We start from the raw sequence: 24,638 nt of genomic DNA on the forward strand, positions 1-24,638 counted from the left end.
AATGATCCGTTCCCTGGTTTATAGGAGAGGTTTTAGTGTTACAATCTTAACTAATAACGGGGGAAACGTTATGAATACTAATTTAATTAAGGGAAGTGGAGTTTTGAATCAGACGGACTATACCTCTGCTACGGTTCTTTCAACCGCCGCTAATTTTATTATGAATAGGCAAGAACCTTTTACACATACCTTCCGGACTTATATTCGTTTACGGGAAAACGGCCCGGTGCAGCTGAAATTTTGGCATAGCAATGCGGTGGATTCCACCTGGGATCAAGGGCTTGAAGCTTCGGGCAGTGAACCTGGGGGCAGTTGGGTGATCGAATCGGCTTTTATCGCGGATGGGGGCACTGAGCCAAACGGAGCTATTATTGAGCATACACAACATGCTGTCACTTTTGAAGGCAATGTCTCCAAGTCAGTAGCGGCCGGTGAATGCTTCTGGAGTGATGAGACAAGCATCAACCTACCTGATGGCCATTACTTAGCGTTTACATGGACGATTAAGACAACTACTGCGGGCAAATCCATTCCTTTCAACGTAGAAGGGATGCTGGCAACCGCTTATGATGCGCCCGGAAATCTGGCTGCACAGGAATCAGCCGATGGGTTTACAGAATCTGACAAGCTTTTGGTACTGCCAAGCTATATCGGATATAAGAAAGCTGTGAATAAGAAGCTAGTATTTTTGGGAGATTCGATTACTCAAGGTGTGCGGACATTAAAGGACGGATACGAATATTGGGCAGCGAGAATTGCGGATGGTCTTGGTGCAGAGATTGGTGTATGGAATCTCGGCTCAGGCTGGGCTAGAGCGTATGATGTAGCTGCGGATGGCCCTTGGCTTCACAAAGCTAAACAGAGTGATGAACTGATGATTGTCCTCGGCGTAAATGATATTGATATTGGCTGCCGCTCTGCAGATGAGTTACTTGGTGATCTGACAACTATTATTGCTAAGATCAAAACAGCAAATGCTGATGCTAGTATTATTCTAAGTACGGTGCCGCCGTTTAATTTTCAGGAGGCAAGAGAAGAGACTTGGCGTAGAGTGAATCATGAAATCCTGACTAACCCACCCGCTGGAGTAGACCGTGTGTTTGATATAGCAAGCCTATTATCGTTGCCTGCACCAGACGATCACCGGATCAGACCGGAATATATGAGTGGACAAGACGACCCGCATCCGAACGGCATAGCCGGTAAGACGGTTGCGGACGCCTTTTTAAACTGGTATTGATCAACTCTTAAATGTGTCCCGGTAGTCCTTAGGTGAAGATCCAACCTGTTTCTTAAACACTTTGCTGAAATATTTAACATCATGAAAACCGACCATTTCGGAGATTTGGGCCAGCTTCAGACGAGGATTCTGCAATAGTAGTTTAGCTTTATCTATTCGAATATTAACAATAAAGTCGGAGAAGTTAATCCCGTATTCCTGTTTGAATCGGCGGGAAATATATTCACGGCTAACAAAAAACTTTCCGGCCACTTCCTGTAAGGACAGGTCGGAAGCGTAATTAAGCTCGATGTATTTGACGATATCATGCATCGGATTACGTTCTTTAGCTTGTTTCAGGGCGATTACTTCGGCCAGCTCCTGCATTAGGGTATACGACCAGTCACGCCAAGCGAATAAGGAGAACGAGTAACCGTTCGTATAAGGAGCTGGGTGAAGCTGGTCGGCCTGTTCAAGCTCGGCCAGTGCGCCTTCAGCTTCAGGGCCTAACATTTCCCGTACCAGCTGGGAACGAAATAGTAGAGCATCATTTTTCCATGAGTTTAGGATTTCTGGTGTCACAACCCCACCTCGGCTAAGCTCATCTACCCAGTGCTGCGCAGCTGTTGATAATATCTCTGGACTTCCGCTGATGACTGCCATTTTCCAATCTTCCTTGACGTCAGCAAAGTTCGTTGTTGATACATTACCGCGAACCTCTGCTTTGGCGATCTCTTTACGATCTCTGAACTCCTCGGAGGAAGAGGAGAAATGGCAGTAATCCTCATGAATTAATAAGTTTCGGCGTTGTAAGGCCTCTGCCACCTCTGCACGCTGATAAGGTAACTGCTTAGGTAAGTTGCCGATGCTGCTGATTCCAAAATGCATTCGGACCTGCAAGGTAGAGTAGATGCCATGATTGATTCTGCCTATTAGCTCGACCACAGAGGTTTGAATATCCCACAGAATAATCGCAATCTCCGGAGGACCTCCCCAATAACGAAAAGCAACACCCTTAAGCGGACTGTGCAAAAATTCATTACAAATATTGACGATAGCGTAGTTCATTAGCTCGGTGTCTCCGCCAAAACGTTTAATCAACGGATTGTTACCCGCATCTGTCTGCACCAATATTAACCGAGCGGAATGGATGTTTTCCGGAATGATACCATCACTGCATAACCTCCGCAAAGATAAATCAGAATTGATCGGATCATCAATTAGTGCAGATAATAGCTTTTCCCCATAAATGGGCTTGAACTCATTAAGCTGAATACTCTGTTTCTGCCGTTCGCTTCGGTCGTCTTCTTCTGAGCGCCAGGCTGCAACTGCTTTAGCTACCGCTACATTGATTGCCTCGGCTTCGATAGGTTTCAGGATATAATCAATACCCCCATGCCGCACAGTCTGCCGTACGAACTCAAAATCATTATGTCCGCTGACTACAATAAACTTAGTGTTGCCGGCGAATTCGTTCACCCAGGTCATTAACTCTATCCCATTACCTGATTCCATCATCATATCCATAATGACTAATGCTGGTTTAGCCTGCCGGATGATCTCGATGGCTTCATTTCCATTTCCGGCTTCCAGAATTTCATCTATTTGATGGGCGTCCCAGTCGACAAGCAGTCTGACTGCCTTTCTAACTCTTGCCTCGTCATCAACAATCAACGCCTTCATATCTTTTCACGCTCCGCTATAATTTCAATTTCCAATTTCACTACTACTCCGCCTGCTCTAAGGTTATCCACAGTTAAAGTGGCACTATCTCCGCACACAAACTTGAGTCGAGCCAGAACGTTCGGCAGACCAATACCTGATCCTGTAGCTTCCTTGGTTTGCTCTGTATTTCTTAATAAATCTATATCTGTTCTAGTAGGATGCTGTAGCTTCTGCTTTAAAAGATCTAACTTCGCTGAAGGGATCGCATTTCCGTTATTTTGGATACAGATTTCCATCCGGTTGTCATCCACTCTTGCTGCGGTGATTTCAATGAATCCGTCACTGCGGGAAAGATTAAAGCCGTGTTTGAAATAGTTTTCTATAATAGGCTGTAAAATCATTTTCGGCATAAACGTCTCTAAAAGTGATTCCTCCATATCGTAGCGGAAACTGAACTTATTTTCAAAACGTTCCTTTTGCAGTTCAATGTAGGCTTTGACATGATCCAGCTCATCCTTAACAGTTACGATCTTCTCCTCATTGTACATGCTGTAGCGCATCATTTTGGCTAGAGCTGAAAGAAGTGAGTAAATTTGGGGCACTTTAAGCTCTAAGGCCAGCGTGCCAATGATCTGTAACGTGTTATTCAAAAAATGCGGGTTGATTTGTGCCTGCAGTGCCCGCAGTTCATTGGTCTTATTGGACAATTCCAGCTTGTACTCTCTTAAAATCAGGTTGTTGATCGTGTCCATCATACTGCGGAATCGCTCGGTAACTACGCCAATCTCATCTTTGCCCATAGGTTGAATTTCAACATCAAGATTACCGGTCTGCACCTGATTCATGTAACGAGTCAACTGCTTGATAGGAGCCGTGATTCGAAAAGAGATCAGGGTCGTTAACGTGGCAATTGTAATCAAAAGTAGAACAAGGAGGAATATATTGATCGCTGCCGCCTCATTGGCTTCCCGGAAAAGATAGGACGTAGGAATCTGCTTCACGAGGGTCCAATTTAAACCTTGGGTTTCGATTCTTTGGTAAATAAACACAGCATCTTCCTCTTCAAAATACCCTTGCGAGCTTTGATTTGTGGCGATTTGCTTGTTGTACCAAGAAGCGTGTAGGCGCTTGCCGTATTCCTCACTGTTGCTTCCGTATACAATCCTGCCATCGCCATCCAGCAGCCAAATGTTCTCCTGCTTCTGATCATATAACTGGCTGACGATGTCGGTAAGAGCCGTTAGCTTAACATCGATCGACAGGAAGCCGAGTGGGGTGGTAGTTGGAATCCTTTCAATTCGTCTATGCAATGTAAACACAGGCTCCGGTATGAGTTGCGGGATAGGTGAGGTTAGGCCATAGCTGTGACTTATATGTGTACTTTGTATAAACACAGGAGAACTGCTAGTGATCTCTGAGTCGGCATAAGGGGGGATACCCTGCCAACGTTTGGGTGTATTTTGGGTGAGCAAAGTGGCTTTTCTATCCTTTACACCGTAAAGATACACCTGGGATATATCTGGCATGGATGAAGAAATGTAATTTAGAGAAGAATAAATTCGTGTATTTGCTGCCATATCCTCATATCCCGCTTCGAGCAGTCTGTAGAAATCTGAATCTGAATAGACGATAAGGGAGAGACGATTGATCTCCTGAATCAGACTTTCGATGTTTCTATTGCCTTGAAAGAGGAGGTTCGTATTCTCATCTACTGCCCTTGTTCTTAGGGATTGAGTGCTATAGTGATAGCTAATAAACATGGTGGCCATAATACAGATTAACGTTGGCAGTAGGATAAAAACGATCAATTTTGTGCGAATCGTGTTCCATTTCATCGAAATTTGTCACATCCGATCAATATTTTACACCTGAAAGATCACTTTAGTAGGTGTGAGGTACCCTGAAAAAAACAGATAATATGTGTATAAAGCATAAACAAGTAAGTGAGCAAAAGAAAGGGGGGGGCAATAAATGCGCGGCACTAAGTTGTCCCAGTTAGGTCAACAGCTTTTTTTCGTTGGTCCGGCAGTTTTGTTTTTTACCTTAATAACGATTATCCCATTTTTGATGGGGATGTATTACTCTTTCACAGATTGGAACGGTGTATCCGGTAATGTAAGTTGGGTCGGATTTCAAAACTTTTCCACTATTTTCTCAAATGACCCTGACTTCTGGTCTTCCTTTTGGTTCACGGTAAGATTTACGGTGTTAGGTGTGATTTTGACTAACGTGGTAGGCTTCTTCTTAGCTTATCTGTTAACTAAACCTTTAAAGACACGTAACATGCTTCGGACTATTTTCTTTATGCCGAACGTTATCGGGGGATTGTTGCTTGGTTTCATCTGGCAATTTATCTTCATCAAAGGGTTCGCCACTATGGGCGACCTGACAGGATGGTCCTTCTTTAATCTTCCTTGGCTCGGTGATGCCACAACAGGATTCTGGGCGATTGTAATGGTCTTTGTTTGGCAGTCTTCCGGTTATTTAATGGTTATCTACATTGCCTCGTTGAGTAACGTATCTAAAGAAGTACTAGAAGCGGCTGATATTGATGGTGCTTCCCGTTGGCAGGTGCTACGCAATATCGTAGTTCCGCTAATTATGCCTGCTGTAACTATCGGATTATTCTTGGCCATTTCCTGGTCATTCAAAATGTTTGACCTTAACTTGTCCTTGACGAAGGGCGGACCGTTCAAATCGACGGAATCCGTTGCTATGAATATTTACAATGAAGCCTTCCTGAACAATCGTTACGGGCTGGGTACTGCAAAAGCGCTGCTGTTCTTTGTAATTGTAGCCATCATTACTCTGATTCAGGTCCGTATCACGAAGAGCAAGGAGGTTGAAGCGTAATGAAACCTACGGAAAAAAAGAGATGGAATATTGGTACGGAAGTGATAATGATCCTTCTGGCGCTGCTCTTTCTCTCTCCATTCTATTTCTTGCTCGCAAACTCGGTGAAATCCTTTGGTGAAATTCTGAGTGATGCGGCAAGCTGGCCAAAAGTATTTATGTGGTCGAACTATTCAACCGCCTGGAAATTAGCCCGTTTCGGTGAAGCATTCCGAAACTCGGTTATTATCACAGTGATCAGTGTTATTCTAATCTCTCTGTTCAGTGCGATGGCATCCTATCGTATGGTTCGGGCGAATACGAAATTCAATCAGTTCTTGCTGCTTATCTTTGTAGCAGCAATGGTAGTTCCGTTCCAAACGATTATGATTCCTATTCTGAAGGTCGTAAATGTTATTGGAGTAAACAACTCTTTCCTTGGTTTGATTATCACGAATCTAGGAATCAGTGTTCCGATGGCGATCTTCCTGTTCCACGGCTTTATCAAGTCCGTTCCTCTTGAAATTGAAGAGGCGGCTACAGTAGATGGATGTAATCCTATTACCGTGTTCTTCCGTATTGTGCTTCCTTTGCTGAAGCCAATGGTGATGACAACAATCGTGCTAAATGCACTTGGAATATGGAATGACTATCTGTTGCCATCCTTGATTCTTCAGGCACCAGAGCTTCGGACCATTCCACTAGCGACTTTCTCCTTCTTTGGTCAATATACCAAACAATGGGATATGGCACTTCCGGCTCTCGTAATCGGGGTCGCACCAATTATCATTTTCTACCTGTTTATGCAACGTTACATTGTTGAGGGAATAGCGGCTGGCTCGGTGAAAGGTTAACACCGAGCCCTCCGTTCCAAATATTTTTTAAGCAGTCCACTATTTTAAGGGGGAATATATAATGAAGAAGAAACACTCCGCAGTTGCTCTATCAGCAGTAATGGCAATGAGTTTAGCTCTAACGGCATGTGGTGGTAATAATAACGCTTCTAGTAACTCACAAAATGGAAGCGCTGGCACAAATTCAGGTGAAGTGAAGACCGTTAAGATCTTCCAATTCAAAACTGAAATCGTAGAAGGCCTCAATGAGCTTAAGGTTGAATTCGAAAAAGAATACCCTAACATCAAGCTGGATATCCAAACAGTTGGTGGTGGTGCGGACTACGCAGCAGCATTGAAAACTAAATTCGCTTCCGGCGATGCGCCTGATATTTTCTCCAATGGTGGATATGCAGAAATGGAACTTTGGGGAGACAAGATGGAAGATCTGTCCGACCAACCTTGGGTAAAAGATCTGATTCCTATGGCTGCAGAGCCTATGACTAAAGATGGCAAAGTATACGGTATGGCAATGAACCTTGAGGGTATCGGTATTGTGTATAACAAGGACTTGTTCGCTAAAGCGGGAATCACTGAAACTCCAAAAACATTGTCACAGCTTGAAGAAGCAGCTAAAAAGCTGCAAGCTATCGACGTAACTCCTTTTGGTAATGCATATCAGGAATGGTGGCTGCTAGGTAACCAAGGGATCAGCGTAGCCTTTGCACAACAAGATAATGTAGATGAATTCATCAAAGGTTTGAATGAAGGAACTGGTACAATTGTAGGCAATAAAACGTTTGAAGAGTGGAGCAAGTATCTCAAACTGACTTTACAATACGGACAAAAGAATCCTTTGACCACAGATGCTAACACTCACCTGGCAATGTTCGCAAAAGGCGAAACTGCAATGATGCAAGAAGGTAACTGGGCACAAACTCTTGTTGATAACATCACTCCTGATATGAACATTGGCATGTTCCCTATGCCAATCAATGAAGATGCTGAGAAGAATGACAAAATGACTGTTGGTATCCCTGCGAACCTTGTAGTCAACAAAGAATCCGGTTCTAAAGAAGAAGCAAAAACGTTCTTGAACTGGTTGGTAACTTCCGATATGGGTAAAGAGTACATCGTTAAAAAATGGAAATTCATCCCTGCTTTGTCCACAATCGAAGCAACACCTGAAGACATCGGTATGCTTGGAGCAGACGTATGGAACTATGTAAAAGAAAACAAAGTTTATGGCCTGCAATCCTCTAAATTCCCTGATGGTGTAACGCAAGAATTTGCCAGCGTGATTCAACAGTTCATTGCTGACAAGGTTGACGTTAACGGTTGGATGACTGGTATGCAAGCTGCATGGGACAAGCTTAAAAAATAAGTAAAGCACATTATAGAGAAGATTTAATGGATATTAGTGGTTAACAGAAGCGCTCTCCGTATACCTCATCAATTTGAGACGGGGAGCGCTTTTTTTGGGAAACAGGGCTGATTATCAAGGGATGGGGAGAAGCGCCAATGAAACGATATGATCATGTTCAGATGGGTGTGGACTATTACCCGGAGCATTGGGATGAATCCATGTGGGAACCAGATATCAAGTTGATGAAAGAAACAGGTGTTAAAGTAGTCCGGGTTGCTGAGTTCGCATGGAGCCGACTGGAGCCGGCTGAGGGGAATTACCAGTTTGAGTGGCTGGACCGTGCGCTGGACCTTTTTCATCAATATGATCTGCAGGTTGTGATGGGTACGCCAACAGCTACACCACCAAGATGGTTAACGACGAAATTTCCGGATGTGCTTCCGGTGTTTGCTAATGGAGAGATTTTTCACCCGGGGGTACGTGGACACCGCTGCTATAACAGCACATCGCTGCGTGAGTATGGCAGCCGTATTATTCTGCGTCTTGCCGAACGTTACAGTGAACACCCGGCCGTCATAGGCTGGCAGACTGATAATGAATTTGGCATGTTGGATTGTCATTGTGACGCTTGTAATACTGCTTTTCGAGCATGGGTACAAGCTAAATACGGAACACTGGCTGAGGTCAATGCAGAATGGGGAACCGATGTTTGGAGCGGGGAGTACAGCGATTGGAATGAGCTTACCGTGCCGTTGGGCGGATCACCTCATCAGAATCCATCTTTTCTGCTGGACTTTCAGCGGTTTCAGTGGGATTCGGTGGTAGCGTTTCAGACAGCGCAGATCAATATTTTGCGTATGATTTGTCCAGAGCATTTCATAACCCATAACTTTCACAGCTATCCGCAGCGTCTCGATATGTACGCAGTGGGTGCAGATCTGGACGTGGCTGCGTTTGATTATTATCCGAATACTTCGCCAACCAAACAAGAGACAACGCCTTATAGCGGAGCACTTTCATTGGACGTAACCCGTGGCATCAAACGCCAAAACTTCTGGATCATGGAGCAGCTGAGTGGATCTCCGGGTTGTTGGATGCCGATGTGGCGAACCCCTTATCCGGGACTAATTCGTGCCTATGCATGGCAGGCGATTGCTAGAGGTGCGGATACTGTTGTTCATTTTCGCTGGAGAAGTGCAACTTCAGGAGCAGAACAATTCTGGCACGGGCTGATTGATCACAGCAATGTTCCCGGACGCAGATTAGCGGAGTTCACGCAGCTATGTCATGAGGTTAATGGGCTGAGCGGCAAGCTCCAAGGAACGATGCTGAAAAACGAAGTGGCTATCCTCCATTCTCATGAAGAGAAGGCTGCGCTGGATATTCAGCCGCAGGCAGAGGGCTTTGATTATTATGAGAACATTAAGCAGATTCACCGGGCGGTGACCAAGCTTGGCATGGGCTGCGATGTTATCGACCTCAGACAACCGCTTGATGGATACAAAGTAGTAATCGCTCCAAATTTATATTTGCTGGATGAGGAGATCGTACGTAATCTGGAGGATTTTGCCCTCGCTGGCGGGACCTTGCTGATCACCAACCGTAGTGGCGTCAAAAATATAAACAACATCGCAGTCATGCAACCGCTGCCTGGGCAGCTGAGCTATTGTACCGGCGTTGAAGTGCTGGAGTATGATCCGATTGGCGTTGAAACACATGTCATCGTGGATGCGGAGGGTAACCCATATGAATGTACGCAGTGGTGCGACATCCTCCGACCTGTAGTGGCCCAGCCAATTGCCTGGTATGGTGATGATTTCTATCGCGGCACACCCGCTGTAACTGTTAATTCCTTCGGCAAAGGTCAGGTTTATTACTTTGGAACCCATGCGGAAGAGCAATACTGGTCAGTTCTATTGGAGAACCTGGCTAAGGAAAAAGGGTTGTTATGCTTTGCAGGATTGCCAAACGGAGTACAAGCCTCCGTGCGGACTGGAGATCAGGGAAGCTTCTTGTTCCTGCTTAATCTGAGCCGCGAGTCGGTGATCGTTCCGTTGCCACGAGAATACAGCAGCCTGCTGGATAATAAGATTCGATCGGGAGAGCTCCAGCTCGAGCCGTATGGTGTTGAGGTGCTGGAGATTTGAGTGGTTTTGAGTAAAGAGATTTTGGAGTGGGTTTGGGAGTGTGGCAGGAGAGGGGAAAGTGGAGTGGGGAATGTGTGGAGTAGGGTGAAGTGAAGGTTGGTGAAGATGGAGTGGGGGATGTGTGGAGTAAGGGTGAAGTGAGGTTGGTGAAGATGGAGTGAGGGATGTGTGGAGTAGGGTGAAGGAAGGTTGGTGAAGATGGAGTGAGGGATGTGTGGAGTAGGGTAAAGTGAGGTTGGTGAAGATGGAGTGAGGGATGTGTGGAGTAGGGTAAAGTGAGGTTGGTGAAGATGGAGTGAGGGATGTGTGGAGTAAGGGAAGAGCGGTGTAGGGGAATGTGTGGGGTAGGAATAGTGAAGTAAGTGGAAGTGTGGAGTAAAAAATGAGTGGAGTAGGGCATGTAGAAACTTCAACAGAAGCACAACAGAAGCACAACAGAAAATAGTTGCACTTCGTACACTTATTTGAAGTGTTGGAGTATTTAATTGGTTTTAGTTGCACTTTGTGCAGCTATAAATTGGCTAATCCCGCTGCAAGGCCATATTCCGAGAATATAGTTGCACAGAATACACTTATATGGATAATTTCTGCCGTGCAGGCTATTTTAAGTGTACAAAGTGCAATTATTTCGTCTGACTTACTCATACTGACTGAAGAGAGCTGCACAATGGAGTCCCCAACATGAGCAGATTTTCACAAGGAGTCCACCATGTGCAGATCTGCACGATCCATCTCACAGGTGCCGTACACTCGCAGCCAAATGCACCCAGCCACCGTACCGTACCGCACTTCACCGTACCGCCCAATTCTACACAATAGTAGCGCATACCATACTCTTACTACGTTCTAGCCGCATATTCGCAGCGAGCAATTTCTCCACAGCAGGCGGGGCATATTTAATGTAGGCGTCTAAATTGCTCCGGCGTAGTCCCGGATTGCTTGCGAAAAGTGGCTACATAATGGCTGACATCGCGGAAGCCGACTAGCTGGGAGATAGCTTTTACCGTAAGATCGGGTTGGCTTACGAGCATTTCTTTGCTTTTGCGGATGCGTAACCGTACGAAATAGGCATAAGGCGAGAGTCCGAAAGTTTGGACAAATAGGTTGTTAAGATAGCGCCCAGATACGCCTAGTTCATCGGCTAGATCGTTCAGTCCAAGATCGGGATTGCCATAATGGCTGTCCATCCATTTTAGCAGTGGCTGCAGCTTATCTACATTGCGGGAAATCGCCGTATTATTTTGAAGCTGGCCATATTTACTCAAAGTAAGCAAAAAACGATAAGCATCTGTGGAGGCGCCGAGACCAAACATATCCTGATAGGCATCATGACGATCCAGCATTTCCTTCAGCAAATTGGGGAGAGGCGCTTCATTTTCCCAACGGTAAAAAGAATTACTATTCATCCCAAGGGTCTCCAAAATAGAGTGTGCCGAATCGCCACCAAACGTTAGATAATAGGTACCCCAGTTTTTAGTGGAAGCCTCATAACGATGGGGTGTATAAGGAAGTAGTAATACGCCGCTGCCTTCGGGCAGGGAAAAGGTTTTATTGTCAAAATGGATGATCCCTTCACCTTCTGAGGTTTGAAGCCAATGATACGTGTCATAACCATCGGGGCGGGATACTTTTTCCTGATCATGATTGTGCCCCATACTGTCTAAAGTGATTGGCAAGTGCTGTCCACCTTCATGGACGAATACGATCCTGCGATGCATGATTTCGAACAATGTTATCCTCTCCTGTTAGTTCTATATTCTTATATGTATGAGATATTATTTTATATTTAAAGGGCAACCTTAACCATTTACAATAGATATATAATTATACTATAAAGGGTGTGCGAAGTGTGATTAACGATAAATTACCTAAAATTTGGTACGGTGGAGACTACAATCCGGAGCAATGGGATGCGCCAGTATGGGCTGAGGATGAACGGATGTTCAAGCTGGCGGGAATTGATGTTGCCACAATTAATGTGTTTTCCTGGGCTTTAATCCAACCTTCCGAAGATACTTATGATTTCTCCTCATTGGATGAATTAATGGATAGACTATATAAAAATGGAACTTATGTATGTCTAGCTACAGGAACAGGAGCACATCCAGCTTGGATGGCTCATCGTTATCCTGAAGTGACCCGTGTCGATGTGCAGGGCAGAAAACGTAAGTTCGGCGGACGTCATAACTCTAATCCGAACAGTTCAGTTTACCGCAAGTATGCAGCGAAGCTGGCTGGTAAGCTGGCAGAACGCTACAAGGATCATCCGGCACTGGTAGCTTGGCATATTTCTAATGAATATGGTGGCTATGATTATTCCGAACAGTCCGCTGCTGCCTTCCGTGTCTGGTTGAGGGAGCGTTATGGTTCGCTGGATGCTTTGAACAAGGCTTGGAATACACGCTTTTGGGGACATGCGTTTTATGATTGGGAAGAAATTGTGGTGCCAAATGAGCTGAGTGAAGAATGGAACGGTAACCGTACTAACTTCCAAGGAATCTCGTTGGACTATCGCCGGTTTATGTCTTATAGCTTGCTCGAATGTTACAAAATCGAATACGAAGCGATCAAAGAACACAGCACCAACGTACCTGTTACAACGAACCTGATGGGCTTTTATCCGGAGCTGGATTATTTTGAGTGGGCCAAGCATATGGATGTAATTTCTTGGGACAACTATCCTTCACTGGACACACCGGTCAGCTTTACAGCAATGACACATGATCTTATGCGTGGATTAAAAAATGGCCAACCATTCATGCTGATGGAGCAAACACCGAGCCAGCAGAACTGGCAACCGTACAACTCTTTGAAACGTCCAGGCGTTATGCGTCTATGGAGTTACCAGGCTGTAGCGCGTGGTGCAGATACTGTGTTGTTCTTCCAACTGCGTCGTTCGATAGGGGCTTGTGAAAAGTATCATGGAGCGGTAATTGAGCATGTGGGTCATGAACACACACGGGTATTCCGTGAATGTGCTGAGCTGGGTAAAGAGCTGGAGCAGCTTGGAGATCAACTACTGGATGCGCGCAGTGCAGCTAAAGTAGGGATCATCTACGATTGGGAAAATCGTTGGGCGCTTGATCTCTCAAGCGGACCGTCGGTTGCCTTGGATTACGTGAATGAAGTCCACAAATATTATGATGCGCTGTATCAGCAAAATATCGAAGCCGACATGATCGGGGTCGAAGAGAACCTGTCCAAGTATGAAATTGTTATCGCACCCGTAATGTACATGGTCAAGCCAGGTTTTGCAGAGAAGGTTGAAGCCTTTGTAAAAGCGGGCGGCACATTCATTACGACTTATTTCAGCGGTATTGTTAATGAGAACGACCTTGTAACGGTTGGAGGTTATCCAGGCGAGTTACGTAAAGTGCTTGGAATTTGGGCAGAGGAAATCGATGCATTACTGCCAGGTATGAGCAATGAGCTCGTGCTGGATAAAACGTGGGGTAGCTTGAGTGGTTCTTATAAATGTGATCTGCTCTGCGATCTGATCCATGCCGAAGGGGCAGAAGTTTTGGCGGAGTACGGTTCTGATTTCTATAAAGGAATGCCTGCATTGACTGTGAATAAATTTGGCGAAGGTAAAGCTTATTATGTGGCGACTAGCCCAGAAGCTGGATTCCTACAAGGATTCTTAGCGAATCTATGTGCCGAAAAGAACATTCAACCGCTGGTAACTGCACCGGAAGGTATCGAATCTGTTCAACGTGTGAAGGATGACGTATCTTACTTGTTCTTACTGAACCACACTGCCGGGGATTTAAGCGCGGATATTGGGGCAGCTGAGCGTACTGATCTACTGACAGGTAATGTAATCAGTGGTTCAGCAGTTGTACCGGGTCGTGGAGTATTGATTTTGTCGGATAAAAAATAGTTGAGTCTCGTCTAACCTATATAAATTTGAAATCCCCACTACAAAACGCTTTTTTGAAGCTGATCGTAGGTGGGGATTTTTTTCTGTTATTTTTTGGTAGTTCAGTCGCTGCTCTTTTTGCCTTCAGCCATCCCCATTGGGGTTCCGCTGCTTAAGGTAATGCTCTCCGCCACAGTGGAATCTGATTTAAGCGTATATTGGATAATGTCATCAGCTTTCAGGTCAGCTAAGCTGATCGTGTTCTCCTGACGCGTACCATTGTCAAAGGTCATCGTTACAATTTTGGTATCAGCATCAATTGTAATATCTGTGGTTTCCTCGGAGAAGGTTTGCTGCATCCCGCCGCCCTGTGGTCCACCACCTTGTCCACCGCCGTCAGGGGCTCCGCCTTCCGGTATTCCCCCCTCTGGAGGTGTACCGTTTTCTGAGCCTTGATCACCTTCGGGTCTTTCCGGTGGAGTACCAGCCTGGACGTTCTGCATATCGGCTCCAGCCGTATCTCCAGTGCCTTGTGCGGGCGGGGAAGGCACTTCTGACGTATAGATTGTAATTGTGTTGTCGCTAATACTCTTAATCTTGCCGAAATTCATGGACATGCCGGGTCTGCCGTTTTGTTGATTGCCGTTTCCTTGAGATCGCTGTGCCTCAGCGTTATCTGCGGGTGCCGTGTTCGCTTGGTTATTAGTAACAGCTGTTCCTTCGGACTCCGAATTGGTGCTGCAGCCAGCCAATAGTAGAGAAGCAAGTAGACTTCCTGAGATCATAATCGGTATTAATTTCTTCATTTATTTTCTCTCCTTAATAGTTTTAGATTGATTAGGAGAAATATATCAGACGGTTCTGAAAGGTTGCTTAAGATCAGCTGAAAGTTTGCCTAAAGAAATAGATCATGTAAATGCTATATAATAATCATATAAGTGGGATAAAACTCTACAAAGGTAAGTCATGGTAAGAGATAACCAACGTTCAGGAAAGAGGCAGTACATGAAGAATTTACTCGTAACAGGCTACCGTGCGCATGAGCTCGGTATTTTTGACAATAAGCATCCGGGAATTCCTTATATCAAAAAGGCGCTGTCTAACAGATTAAAGCCGCTAATTGAAGAAGGCGTCGAATGGATTATTACCCCCGGCCAGTATGGTGTCGATCTTTGGGCTTGTGAGGTGGTATGTGAACTCAAGACTCAATATCCTGAATTGAAATTGGGGATCATTACGGCGCATACTGGACAGGAAGAGAAGTGGAAGGAAGAGAAGCAGGAGGAATACCGACGTATTATTGCGGGTGCGGACTTTTGCAGGGCGGTCAGTAATGCCCCTTATGACGGCAGCTGGCAGTTCAGGGCCAGAGATGACTTGTTGTTCCGCAAAAGTGACGGGATATTGCTCTTTTATGATGAGGATGCGGCGGAAGGCAGCCCGAAGTTTTTTAAAGAACGAGCGCTGAAGCTGCATGCAGAGGGGGACTACGAGCTGTTTCTTATTCATTCTGATGAGATTCAAAATATTGCCGATGAAGAAAATCAGCGAGATTATGAATAAAGCTACGAACGAAGATATCGCGAAATAAAAAAGCCCGAATCGGCATTGGGAAATCACCGTTACGGGCTTTAGTTTCTATTTGAACGAGAGGCGGAGAATAGGATGAGTGAGGTCAATCAAGCAGATATTTGTTATGTTATTTTGCTTAGCCCGACGAATCAAGACCGTAGAGACATGGAGATTATTCGTGGTCATGTTAAGCATTTACAAGAGCTGGACCGTAAAGGACAATTAGTGCTGTGTGGTCCCTTTAGTGATTGTCCTGGCGGTATGGTTATTGTAAGAGCGAACTCACGCGAAGAAGCCGTTCTCCTTGCCGAAAAAGATCCTTACGTGCTGTCTGGCATTCGTAGCTATGAAGTGCGTACATGGAGTCTGTCCCATGAGGGGAACAGGCATTTAGGTATTGTTCCACTTCAGGAATAGGTTTAATCAAATGAAGCTTTTTAGCGAAGGTGCTTTTCGCACCTTGTAATGCTGCTCATAGGCATAGGCTAGCTTGATAAGCGTAGGCTCCTGATAAGCTTTTGCTGAGAAGGTTACACCAAAGGGAGCGCCGGCCGAAGTGTATCCAGAAGGAACGACGATGGACGGATATCCTGCTCTGGAAGTAATTCTGGCGCCAAAATCGGCAGGGAACAGCAGGGCATCCAGATTGTATTCTTTCATAGTGGCATCGATCCCTTCTTCCTTGCACAGCTTCAGGTCAGTCGCACGATGGCGTAAATATTGAGCTTCGCTTTGTGTGCCGGAGGAGGTATATTCCGCATCTATTAATGTAGCTTGACCAAATCTCAAAGTCTCCACAGGGTGTGCATGATTAAAATCAATAATATCCTTCAAGGTTCGCATAGGTGCTCCTGGACCCAAATGAGATAAATAAGCATTCAGTGCTGTTTTGAATTCGTTTAATACCACCGAAGAGTAACTAATTTCGCGGGCGGTCTTAATATCCGCAGGATCAATGATGGTCGCTCCAAGCTCTCTCATTCTGTCGACGGAAGCGTTGAACAAAGCAAGCTGCTCATCTGTGAGCTCCTCAAAATAATAATCACGTGGTATCCCAATCCGAGCGCCCTGCAAACCATTCGGATCAAGGAATACAGTATAATCCTCGTGGATTTTACCTGTATTTGTTCCCATAGCTGCATCGTGCTGATCCTTGCCCAGCATGGCGTTTAGCAGTAACACGGCATCATGAACGGTTCTAGCCATAGGGCCTGCGGTGTCTTGTGTATTGGAGAGCGGCAGGATTCCTGAACGGCTGAGCAGCCCCACGGTTGGCTTAATGCCGATGATGGAGCCCAAATTACCGGGATTAAGAATCGATCCCGAAGTTTCTGTGCCAACAGAGACCGTACAGAAATTACAAGCGACAGCTACTGCTGAACCCGCACTAGAGCCGCCGGTTGGCGTAGAAATATTGTAGGGGTTAAGGACTTGCCCGCCACGGGAGCTATAGCCGGAGGGCATGCCGTTCGTCATAAAATTGGCGAATTCGGTCATATTGGCTTTACCCATAATAATGGCGCCGGCTTCACGCAGCTTGGTAACTATAAACGCATCTTCCCCGGCAAAAGAATTCGCCAAAGCCAGCGAACCCGCACTTGTATGCATTTTGTCCCCAGTATTGATATTATCTTTCAATAACACAGGTATCCCGTGCAGGGGGCCGCGTGGGCCATTAATTGCCCGTTCCACATCCAGAGATTCTGCGATAAACAACGCATCAGGATTAATCTCCAGTACAGAGTTAATCGTCAGGCCGTTTTTGTCGTGATCAGCAATGCGTTCATAATACATGAGAACTAGTTGTTTTGACGTAATTTCTCCGGCTTCTAATGCAGCTTGGATGTCCGGTATGGTGGCCTCTACGATTTCAAAACTCATATGCGTTCACGCTTCTTTCCCTCTAGGATATGGCTTCTCCTTCATCTAACCATAATTTGGGTGTCGTTGGTAGTTTTCTTTTTAGACTTACATTTTGATTGGCCATTTGATATATTCAGGTGTGCATTGTAATTTTTTTATTTTTCTAGATTAGGAGCTAAATTAAGAACATGAAAAACCACAACTTTGCTTCAAAAATTATCACTTTTTTTGTGGTGATGATAAGTTTTGCTGTTTTATCTTCAAGTCAAGCCTTTGCGGAAGACAGTGATCTCAAATGTTATTTGGACGGTAAGCAATTACATTTTAATGTAAGTCCTATACTGAAAGATGGAGTTACATACGTACCTATGCGGGCGATCTTTGAAGCTTTAGGCGCAACTATTAAATGGGATAATCATGCGAAGTCGGTCTCAGCGGTTAAAGGGGATATTAACATTTTTTATCTGGTCAAGGAAGGAAGAGTAATTGTAAACGCCAAAGAGCATGAGCAAGTCTTAAAGGGTATCAATTTTCAAAATAATACACTAGTCCCTTTAAGATTTATTAGCGAAGTGTTGGGTAGTAGTGTCACTTGGGACGAAGGTACAAAATCTATTTACATAACCTCACCAGTTGCCGAGGAGAAGCTTATTGCCCCGGTCAACAGAACAATTTCAGTAGGAAGCCAAGAGCAATCAAAATCGTTATCAGATGAGAGAAACAGGTTTGTTATAATCGTAAAGCACTACGGAATTAAAAATAATCAGCTGTATAGCTTGCTCGAATTTTCTAACATGGATAATAAAGACATCTCAATAAATTTTAAGTCTGGTGATCAAAAAATCATAAAGACATTCTCAAAGGAAAAGGACCCCATGCCGACTCTGAAAATTGAAAATTGTACGGAAGTAACCCATAAAGTAGTTATCGATAATATTGGCGGGAATATATATAAAATCCCGGAATTTTCAGTTAATCAGGCGTGTGTCAGTTCCAACCAATCCCAACAAGATGCGCTTGATGTATGGCGGAACAACAATTCCGGCCTCTCGGAATTAGGCAGTAACCTCGTATCTGTCCGTAAATATATTCAAGATCAGACGGGTGGGCTGCAAAACTTTATGATCCCGGCCAATAAAACTGAACAGCTGATCTTGGTCGCCCCAGTTGGAGGGAAGGATAGGTTGGTTGTGGAGGGCAGTTATTTTGTAGGAGGTCTATCAAATAAGACTATAGAATTCCAACTAGATTATGAAGTGGTTTCCGAGCTCGATTTGGGTATTTATAGTTACATATATACGGAACCTGTATATTAAGGATCGTTTTATTAGAAAAGAGGTGTCCGAACGGCCAAAATAAATGGCTGCTCAGACACCTCTTTTGTTGTGAGTGTGTAGATTAAAGTCTGACAATTACTCCTGCGCTGCTGTAAATCCCTCTTCCGCTAAATATTCTTTAGCTTCCTCAAGCGTTTCAAACGCCATCTCCAGATTGAGGTCGGCATAGACATACCATAAATCATCCTCAAGCTTTAGGGTTAGGGTTTGGCCCTCATCATTAGTCCAGAGTGTATCGGCAGTTGCCGCAGCCTTTTTCTTTCTTTTGCTGGCTACAGGAGCATCAGGAATGTAAATAGACAGTGAGGTGATGGAGGCATCCAGCAAACTGCGCAGCTCGGATTCCGAGTAGTCGCGAATATTCACGAAGCCCTTATCGTCTGTCTCGTAGCCCCGCAGTAAGCCTGCGAACACATAGCCATTACCATTTGGATGCAGGTGAAAAGCCACGGTTTTCTTATCATGCTGGCTTTCCTCGTAGTGATAGTTCACGCGCCCAAGGGATACATTTTTGCGTTCCAGCTGGGGGTAAGAGTCGAGAATCGCTAATTTTTGTTCAAAAGTAAGCATATACAGCCTCCGGTTTTCGGTGTGATTGTGCACATGATTATACCATGTCGCTGGATCGCAGACTATTTTTTAATCATCAAGCGGCAGAGACAGCACGAAGGTGCAGCCTTTGTCTGAGTGCTCCTCAAGCACGAGGCTTCCGTTCATAGATTCGGCCAACAGACGGCTGAAGGTTAGGCCGAGTCCTAGACCACGCAGTGTGCTCTGCTTATCGCTGCCCCGGAAGAAGGCTTCGAAGACATGCTCACTATGATTGGATGAGATGCCAAGCCCATTATCTTGAACACGGATTTCGGCAAAGCCATGACCTTGCTGCTCCAGCAGGTCTATCGTAAGCTGCACCTTTCGATCCGGAGCTTTGGCTTGTACGCTGTTATTAAGTAGATTGACGATAATCTGCTGGATACGAAGGGAGTCCCCACGCAAAAATAAGGGATTGATCGGCATATGGAGCACGGGTTCAGCAACATCTTCCGCCTGTGTCAGTTTCCATTGATATACGATTTCTGATAGTAGTGGTACGGCATCGAGTCGGTCGTGACGAACGGAAACCATTCCTGCAGTCAGGGCATTGTAATCCAGAAGGTCGGCTACCATTCGCTGCAACCGCCCAGCCTCCAGCAGGGCAATATCCAGAAATTCCACAGCTTCATCACCTTCAACGACCCCTTCGCGGACGGCATGCACCAGGCCTTTAATAGAGGTTACGGGTGTTTTCAACTCATGGGAGACTCCGGCCAGCATTACGGCTCGAGACTGCTCAAATTGCTGTAACTTGCCTGCCATCTCTTCAAAAGACATCATCAGCTCATGAATTTCCCGCTCTTTAGCATCCTTATCTAGAACGATATCATAACGGCCATGGCTGATTTGAGCCGCTGCCTCGACTACCTTCTGAATGGGTTTTGCCAGTTTACGAGATAAGAGGTAAATGGTTAGCCAACTTAAGATGATTAGAAACAGCAGCAGTATGGAGAAAAATATGATCTCCTCCTGTGGAATATGCCGCAGTGATTTTTTGGATTGCAGGACAATAACCTGTCCCAGTGTTTTGTCATCCGAATTTATGGGAGCCACAGCAGCTTTGAACTCCGGACTGCGGGAGTCGTTCAGGCTATCATTTAGCTTATATCTCATTTCCTTGTCAGTTAGAGGTGGCAGGGAGAATAGCATTTGACCTTGTTGATCAGTAATGATCACGCACATCTCTATGGTTAACTTGAAAAACCGCTTCCGGTCTTCGATCAGTTTTTCGAGATTTTGGCTGATTTCAATGGAGCCTTCCATATTTAAGCTGCGATCTGCAATCTCCTGTGCCAAAAGCCCCGCAGTCTGCAGACGATTGCTCATAGCCTCCTGACGGATCCACCATAATGTAGCTAAAGCTGTGAGGAGCAGGCCTACACTAATAATGAGCAAATAACGTATCGTCCAGTAAGAAAGGATAGAGGTACGTTTGGCGTTGTTTCTCTTTAAGTTGTCCATAATTGATATCCCGTCCCCCTTAGGGTACGGATTTCCCCCTCACTAGTTGGCCAGTGCGACAACGCTTGGCGTAGTCTTTTGATCGACAAATCTACCGCCCGGTCGCTTCCTTCATAATCCATTTCCCATACAAATTCTATTAATTGCTCACGCGTACAAATCTGATTAGGTCTTTCAGCGAGAAATAACAGCACTGACATATCCCGAGGACTAAGACTCAGCTCAGCCCCATTTAAAAAGACAGCACGTGCTGTGAAGTCGATAAACAAACTGCCATAATGCCGTTTACGGCTGCCATCAGACCACTGCGAGGGACGGCGTAAGACAGCGTTCACGCGTGCTACCACCTCCTCGGGAATAAAAGGTTTAGACATATAATCATCCGCACCACCGTCGAGGCCGGCTAGCCGGTCATTGATCCCATCTCTTGCCGTCAGCATGATCACAGGGCAGCTGCTTTTTTCACGGATGAGCTTAAGCAGTTCAAAGCCGTCCATGTTTGGCAGCATGATGTCTAGTAATACTAATGAAGGAGGAGATATAGCAAAAGACTCCAGCGCAGCGCGTCCATCGGCTACACGGGTGACTTGAAAGCCTGCTTTTTTCAGATAAGCACTGAGGACCCTAGAGATGGCTTCTTCATCTTCTACAACAAGAATGGATTTCGTCAAATTGGAGTACCTCCAGTCCATAAAATTTACGACAAGTTTAACACATCATAGCCCGTTCTGCTCTGACTTCTTCCCGACATATTGCTTTGTTAGAATGAGGGACGAGCTTGAGAGCATACAGAAATTATGAATATTGGAGGGAACAGGATGAAGAGAAAAAGAATAGCCTTGATCGCTGCAGGAGTTATTATCGTAGGAGTAGTCACAGGTTATACATTACTGGATAAATCGCTGGGCAATAATGTAGAGATCGAGTCCGTGATTCCAAATCAAGCAACCACAGCAGATGCTGGAGAGACAACAAATAACACTGGAGCATCAGCAGGGGTGGCGGTCACAGCCGAACAATTAAACGGGGATTGGACCCTTGCGGAAACCTCTAAAGTCTATTGGTCAGTGACGACCTCTAAAGAGACAGTAAACTTCGTAGACAACAAAGTTCAGGGTACCTGGAAGGTAAATATAGAGGATTCTACTTCGATGGCCGGGGAAGGGACAGTGGATATGAGCGCTCTGGATTCTGGCAATAGCCAACGGGACGAGCATGTAAAAGGAGAGGATTTTCTATCCGTTACGGAATTTCCACAATCCACGTTTGTAGTGAAGTCATTTTCGGAGCTGCCGGCAGAATGGACTGAAGGAGCAACTGTGCCTGTTGAAATGCAGGGGACGCTTACCGTAAAAGGAGTAGAAAAGGACGTCACCTTTCAGTCGCAAGCGGTGTATAGCGGGGGACAGTTGATGTTGTCGGGAACGACAACAGTGGCCTTTTCTGACTTTGGTCTAAGCAATCCCCACACCGTTGTGCTGGATACAGAAAATAATCTTGAGGTTCGCTTGGAACTTGTGCTGACAAAATAGTAGCTCTTTCGTAAGGATAACGCTGCTGTGAAATTTATAGAGAGACTGTACTGAAGAGATTTTCCCAGGCTGTGTTGGCTTTTGGGAGAGTCTCTTTGGTTTGGAATGAATTGTATGTTTTAATAGTAGTATCTGTCGAATAACTAGCAATAGTGGAGGTGTTCTTTGTGATCAAGGTGGCGGCAGCAATTATACATAATGAAGAAGGGCAGATTCTTATTGCCCGGCGGCGGCAAGGTAAATCGCAGGCAGGTCTGTGGGAATTTCCTGGTGGCAAAATAGAGCAGGATGAGAGCATCGCAGAGTGTCTGCAAAGAGAGCTTCAGGAAGAGATGGGGATCACAATCCTTCCCTATGAGAGCTTTGGCATGAACGAGCATAACTATGGAGAGATAAAGATCCAATTGATTGCTTGGAAAGCGCGGTATCAGGGAGGTGTAATTGATCTGGTCGATCACGACGAACATAGGTGGGTGCTTCCGGCTGAACTGGATCAGTTCATGTTTGCTCCGGCTGATCTTCCTTTTGTAGAACGTCTAGTGATGGAATCAAAGCCGGATTGAAGGGAGATATAATATAATGTAGAAGAAAGGAAGAGCTTAAATGCCTGTATATGAAAAGCTAGTGCGTGACGGCATCCCCGATTTGATAGCTTCTCAAGGTAAAGATTTTAACACAAGGATATTAGAGTCCAAAGAATACATAACTGAACTACGTAAAAAATTGCAAGAAGAGTCGAAGGAATATTTTCAGGCAGCAAGTGATGAAGAAGCTCTGGAGGAGCTTGCCGATATGCTGGAAGTGATTCAGGCTCTGGCGGAGACACACGGGAGCAATAGCGTGGAGCTGGAGAAGCAACGTGCAGAGAAAGCTAAACGTCGCGGTGGATTTAAGAAGGGGATATATCTGATTGAAGTGGAAGGAGGGTAAAACGTTGTTCAAAACCAAACTGACGATGATCTTAAGCAGTGTGGTGGCCTTGATTCCTGTAGCTATTTATTTATTCCTTTATTCCAAAATGCCGGATACCGTGCCGATTCATTATGATGGGAACATGGCTGATCGATTTGTAAGTAAAGCTAGTCTGGAGGTTATTTTGCAAAGCGGGCTGGGTTGTTTGGGATTCATAATCATGAAGCTTTTACAGTTCCTTTTGCAAAAAGCGTTTATTCAAAGCTCTAACGAGCACTCAGCGGCCTTGAGCAAGATCTGGAATATTGCTATTTTGGTGGTGACGGTGGTGTTTGCTGGCATCAGTTCCTATACATTCATTAGAATGGTCTGATAGAATTAAAGAGACTTAGCAGAAGGATTAGGAGGAACATGCAAATGAAAATGGATAACGCTTACAAGGTGAGATGGGGAATTATTAGCACAGGCTGGATTGCTCATCAATTTGTTACTGATTTGGCGCATGCCAGTAATGGTGTGGCTTATGCCGTTGGGTCAAGATCTCAGGAAAGTGCCGATGAATTTGCTAAAAATCATGGGATTCCGCATGCCTATGCAACCTATGAGGAATTGCTGAATGACCCGAATGTAGACGCGGTATATATTGGAACGCCGCATCCTTTTCACAAAGAAAATGCTTTAATGGCGCTGCGTGCAGGCAAAGCTGTCCTGTGTGAGAAACCTTTTACCGTAAACAGCGGTGAATTGGAAGAAGTTGTGGCCTATGCTAGAGCACATAAGCTATTCCTGATGGAGGCAATGTGGAGTCGCTACATCCCGGCGATTGTGAAGGTTAGAGAATGGATTGCTGAGGGTAGAATCGGTGATGTTCGTTTGGTGAAGGCAGACCTAGGGTTTCGTACCGACTGGAACCCGGAAGGCAGATTGCTGAATCCGAAGCTGGGCGGGGGGGCGCTGCTGGATGTGGGGATTTATCCGGTTTCTTTTGCCTCCATGGTGTTTGGACCTCATCCTGAGTCTATTTCCAGCACAGTGCACATAGGTGAGACTGGAGTGGACGAGCATTTCTCGATGCTGTTGTCATATGGTAACGGGAAAACCGCTTCGTTGAACGGTGGTATTCGTCTTAACATGTTGGAGGAAGCGCATGTGTTTGGCACAGAAGGCCGTATTATTGTAGAGGGTACATTAGTGAACCCGAAATCGGCTGCGCTTTATATAGGAGATGAGAAGGTAGAGAGCTTTGTGGACGACCGTGCTTCTATTGGATATTGTTTTGAAGCGGAGGAAGTAGGACGTTGTCTTCAGGCAGGGCTTACAGAGAGTCCGGTGATGACATTGGATGAATCGTTAGCGATTCTGAAACTGCTGGATCAAGTGCGTGCACAGTGGGGGCTTAAATACCCTGGAGAGTAATTAAAATATAAATTAAACACCCCTCGGTGC

The 24,638-nt window shown here is 45.3% G+C and carries 22 protein-coding genes; 14 read left to right on the plus strand and 8 right to left on the minus strand.

The window, feature by feature from the left end:
* Positions 1-70: 70 nt before the first annotated feature.
* Positions 71-1,240 carry a GDSL-type esterase/lipase family protein gene (locus MHI51_RS04575; RefSeq protein WP_076129609.1) on the plus strand — a complete coding sequence of 390 codons (1,170 nt, stop codon included), beginning with the start codon at positions 71-73 and terminating at the stop codon, positions 1,238-1,240.
* Here MHI51_RS04575 and MHI51_RS04580 read toward each other — a convergent pair whose 3' ends face one another.
* Together MHI51_RS04580 and MHI51_RS04585 are read right to left on the minus strand one after the other, a co-directional pair.
* Positions 1,241-2,902, minus strand: a complete 1,662-nt coding sequence (locus MHI51_RS04580; RefSeq protein WP_076219662.1) for a helix-turn-helix domain-containing protein — start codon at positions 2,900-2,902, stop codon at positions 1,241-1,243.
* Complete coding sequence (locus tag MHI51_RS04585) at positions 2,899-4,719, minus strand: sensor histidine kinase (RefSeq protein WP_405173628.1); 1,821 nt, start codon at positions 4,717-4,719, stop codon at positions 2,899-2,901. Before MHI51_RS04585 ends, MHI51_RS04580 begins: the two co-directional genes overlap by 4 nt.
* Before the next feature lie 136 nt (positions 4,720-4,855).
* On the opposite strand from MHI51_RS04585, the gene MHI51_RS04590 reads away from it, so the two are divergent.
* The 4 genes from MHI51_RS04590 to MHI51_RS04605 all read left to right on the plus strand — a co-directional run bounded on the left by MHI51_RS04590 (position 4,856) and on the right by MHI51_RS04605 (position 10,062).
* Positions 4,856-5,737, plus strand: coding sequence for a carbohydrate ABC transporter permease (locus MHI51_RS04590; protein WP_036680772.1), 882 nt, complete (start codon positions 4,856-4,858; stop codon positions 5,735-5,737).
* Positions 5,737-6,570: a carbohydrate ABC transporter permease gene (locus MHI51_RS04595; RefSeq protein WP_036680774.1), complete on the plus strand. Its 834-nt coding sequence runs from the start codon at positions 5,737-5,739 to the stop codon at positions 6,568-6,570. The genes MHI51_RS04590 and MHI51_RS04595 overlap by 1 nt, the downstream gene beginning before the upstream one ends.
* 61 nt (positions 6,571-6,631) lie before the next feature.
* The gene (locus MHI51_RS04600) at positions 6,632-7,933 is read left to right on the plus strand and encodes an ABC transporter substrate-binding protein (protein WP_094902687.1); all 1,302 of its coding nucleotides are present in this window, start codon (positions 6,632-6,634) and stop codon (positions 7,931-7,933) included.
* A gap of 137 nt (positions 7,934-8,070) precedes the next feature.
* Entirely contained in the window at positions 8,071-10,062 is a 1,992-nt protein-coding gene (locus MHI51_RS04605) for a beta-galactosidase (protein ID WP_405173629.1), read from the plus strand.
* A gap of 896 nt (positions 10,063-10,958) precedes the next feature.
* Here the strand turns inward: MHI51_RS04605 and MHI51_RS04610 are convergent.
* On the minus strand, positions 10,959-11,792 hold the full coding sequence (locus tag MHI51_RS04610) for an AraC family transcriptional regulator (protein WP_405173630.1): 834 nt from the start codon (positions 11,790-11,792) through the stop codon (positions 10,959-10,961).
* A gap of 119 nt (positions 11,793-11,911) precedes the next feature.
* Between MHI51_RS04610 and MHI51_RS04615 the strand changes: the two genes are divergently transcribed.
* Entirely contained in the window at positions 11,912-13,942 is a 2,031-nt protein-coding gene (locus tag MHI51_RS04615; protein WP_405173631.1) for a beta-galactosidase, read from the plus strand.
* Between the two features lie 101 nt (positions 13,943-14,043).
* Here the strand turns inward: MHI51_RS04615 and MHI51_RS04620 are convergent, their stop codons facing one another.
* Complete coding sequence (locus MHI51_RS04620; protein ID WP_405173632.1) at positions 14,044-14,727, minus strand: hypothetical protein; 684 nt, start codon at positions 14,725-14,727, stop codon at positions 14,044-14,046.
* 199 nt (positions 14,728-14,926) lie between these two features.
* Between MHI51_RS04620 and MHI51_RS04625 the strand changes: the two genes are divergently transcribed.
* Both MHI51_RS04625 and MHI51_RS04630 read left to right on the plus strand, forming a co-directional pair.
* Complete coding sequence (locus MHI51_RS04625) at positions 14,927-15,484, plus strand: DUF1273 domain-containing protein (protein WP_036680784.1); 558 nt, start codon at positions 14,927-14,929, stop codon at positions 15,482-15,484.
* Between the two features lie 102 nt (positions 15,485-15,586).
* Positions 15,587-15,910, plus strand: a complete 324-nt coding sequence (locus tag MHI51_RS04630) for a YciI family protein (RefSeq protein WP_051491142.1) — start codon at positions 15,587-15,589, stop codon at positions 15,908-15,910.
* 6 nt (positions 15,911-15,916) lie between these two features.
* On the opposite strand, the gene MHI51_RS04635 is transcribed toward MHI51_RS04630, so the two are convergent.
* On the minus strand, positions 15,917-17,374 hold the full coding sequence (locus MHI51_RS04635) for an amidase family protein (RefSeq protein ID WP_405173633.1): 1,458 nt from the start codon (positions 17,372-17,374) through the stop codon (positions 15,917-15,919).
* A 170-nt stretch (positions 17,375-17,544) separates the two neighbouring features.
* Here MHI51_RS04635 and MHI51_RS04640 point away from each other — a divergent pair, with 170 nt between their 5' ends.
* Entirely contained in the window at positions 17,545-18,672 is a 1,128-nt protein-coding gene (locus MHI51_RS04640) for a copper amine oxidase N-terminal domain-containing protein (RefSeq protein ID WP_405173634.1), read from the plus strand.
* Positions 18,673-18,768: 96 nt separating this feature from the next.
* Here the strand turns inward: MHI51_RS04640 and MHI51_RS04645 are convergent, their stop codons facing one another.
* The 3 genes from MHI51_RS04645 to MHI51_RS04655 form a co-directional block, all read right to left on the minus strand.
* Positions 18,769-19,263 carry a hypothetical protein gene (locus tag MHI51_RS04645; protein WP_076099543.1) on the minus strand — a complete coding sequence of 165 codons (495 nt, stop codon included), beginning with the start codon at positions 19,261-19,263 and terminating at the stop codon, positions 18,769-18,771.
* A 69-nt stretch (positions 19,264-19,332) separates the two neighbouring features.
* A complete protein-coding gene (locus MHI51_RS04650; protein WP_076129601.1) occupies positions 19,333-20,748 on the minus strand; it encodes a HAMP domain-containing sensor histidine kinase in 1,416 nt (471 codons plus the stop codon).
* Positions 20,736-21,419: a response regulator transcription factor gene (locus MHI51_RS04655; RefSeq protein WP_232061150.1), complete on the minus strand. Its 684-nt coding sequence runs from the start codon at positions 21,417-21,419 to the stop codon at positions 20,736-20,738. The genes MHI51_RS04650 and MHI51_RS04655 overlap by 13 nt, the downstream gene beginning before the upstream one ends.
* Positions 21,420-21,566: 147 nt before the next feature.
* Between MHI51_RS04655 and MHI51_RS04660 the strand changes: the two genes are divergently transcribed.
* The 5 genes from MHI51_RS04660 (at position 21,567) to MHI51_RS04680 (ending at position 24,608) form a co-directional block, all read left to right on the plus strand.
* Positions 21,567-22,280: a YceI family protein gene (locus MHI51_RS04660; protein ID WP_076219582.1), complete on the plus strand. Its 714-nt coding sequence runs from the start codon at positions 21,567-21,569 to the stop codon at positions 22,278-22,280.
* Between the two features lie 167 nt (positions 22,281-22,447).
* Positions 22,448-22,843, plus strand: coding sequence for an 8-oxo-dGTP diphosphatase MutT (gene mutT / locus MHI51_RS04665; protein WP_076185009.1), 396 nt, complete (start codon positions 22,448-22,450; stop codon positions 22,841-22,843).
* A 40-nt stretch (positions 22,844-22,883) separates the two neighbouring features.
* Positions 22,884-23,210, plus strand: coding sequence for a nucleoside triphosphate pyrophosphohydrolase (locus tag MHI51_RS04670; RefSeq protein WP_076276819.1), 327 nt, complete (start codon positions 22,884-22,886; stop codon positions 23,208-23,210).
* Positions 23,211-23,214: 4 nt separating this feature from the next.
* Complete coding sequence (locus MHI51_RS04675) at positions 23,215-23,565, plus strand: DUF1648 domain-containing protein (RefSeq protein ID WP_081387265.1); 351 nt, start codon at positions 23,215-23,217, stop codon at positions 23,563-23,565.
* Between the two features lie 44 nt (positions 23,566-23,609).
* Positions 23,610-24,608 (plus strand): Gfo/Idh/MocA family protein, encoded by a 999-nt coding sequence (locus MHI51_RS04680; RefSeq protein ID WP_370511268.1) that lies wholly within the window; start codon positions 23,610-23,612, stop codon positions 24,606-24,608.
* Positions 24,609-24,638 lie beyond the last annotated feature (30 nt).

The organism is Paenibacillus sp. FSL H8-0260 (assembly GCF_045040625.1).
GTDB classification, from domain to species: Bacteria; Bacillota; Bacilli; order Paenibacillales; family Paenibacillaceae; genus Paenibacillus_AQ; species Paenibacillus_AQ odorifer.

What these genes read in the sequence shown, in the direction of transcription:
- MHI51_RS04575 (WP_076129609.1), top strand. Translation starts at nt 71, where the DNA reads ATGAATACTAATTTAATTAAGGGAAGTGGAGTTTTGAATCAGACGGAC.
- MHI51_RS04580 (WP_076219662.1), bottom strand. Translation starts at nt 2,902, where the DNA reads ATGAAGGCGTTGATTGTTGATGACGAGGCAAGAGTTAGAAAGGCAGTC.
- MHI51_RS04585 (WP_405173628.1), bottom strand. Translation starts at nt 4,719, where the DNA reads ATGAAATGGAACACGATTCGCACAAAATTGATCGTTTTTATCCTACTG.
- MHI51_RS04590 (WP_036680772.1), top strand. Translation starts at nt 4,856, where the DNA reads ATGCGCGGCACTAAGTTGTCCCAGTTAGGTCAACAGCTTTTTTTCGTT.
- MHI51_RS04595 (WP_036680774.1), top strand. Translation starts at nt 5,737, where the DNA reads ATGAAACCTACGGAAAAAAAGAGATGGAATATTGGTACGGAAGTGATA.
- MHI51_RS04600 (WP_094902687.1), top strand. Translation starts at nt 6,632, where the DNA reads ATGAAGAAGAAACACTCCGCAGTTGCTCTATCAGCAGTAATGGCAATG.
- MHI51_RS04605 (WP_405173629.1), top strand. Translation starts at nt 8,071, where the DNA reads ATGAAACGATATGATCATGTTCAGATGGGTGTGGACTATTACCCGGAG.
- MHI51_RS04620 (WP_405173632.1), bottom strand. Translation starts at nt 14,727, where the DNA reads ATGAAGAAATTAATACCGATTATGATCTCAGGAAGTCTACTTGCTTCT.
- MHI51_RS04625 (WP_036680784.1), top strand. Translation starts at nt 14,927, where the DNA reads ATGAAGAATTTACTCGTAACAGGCTACCGTGCGCATGAGCTCGGTATT.
- MHI51_RS04630 (WP_051491142.1), top strand. Translation starts at nt 15,587, where the DNA reads ATGAGTGAGGTCAATCAAGCAGATATTTGTTATGTTATTTTGCTTAGC.
- MHI51_RS04635 (WP_405173633.1), bottom strand. Translation starts at nt 17,374, where the DNA reads ATGAGTTTTGAAATCGTAGAGGCCACCATACCGGACATCCAAGCTGCA.
- MHI51_RS04640 (WP_405173634.1), top strand. Translation starts at nt 17,545, where the DNA reads ATGAAAAACCACAACTTTGCTTCAAAAATTATCACTTTTTTTGTGGTG.
- MHI51_RS04645 (WP_076099543.1), bottom strand. Translation starts at nt 19,263, where the DNA reads ATGCTTACTTTTGAACAAAAATTAGCGATTCTCGACTCTTACCCCCAG.
- MHI51_RS04650 (WP_076129601.1), bottom strand. Translation starts at nt 20,748, where the DNA reads ATGGACAACTTAAAGAGAAACAACGCCAAACGTACCTCTATCCTTTCT.
- MHI51_RS04660 (WP_076219582.1), top strand. Translation starts at nt 21,567, where the DNA reads ATGAAGAGAAAAAGAATAGCCTTGATCGCTGCAGGAGTTATTATCGTA.
- MHI51_RS04670 (WP_076276819.1), top strand. Translation starts at nt 22,884, where the DNA reads ATGCCTGTATATGAAAAGCTAGTGCGTGACGGCATCCCCGATTTGATA.
- MHI51_RS04680 (WP_370511268.1), top strand. Translation starts at nt 23,610, where the DNA reads ATGAAAATGGATAACGCTTACAAGGTGAGATGGGGAATTATTAGCACA.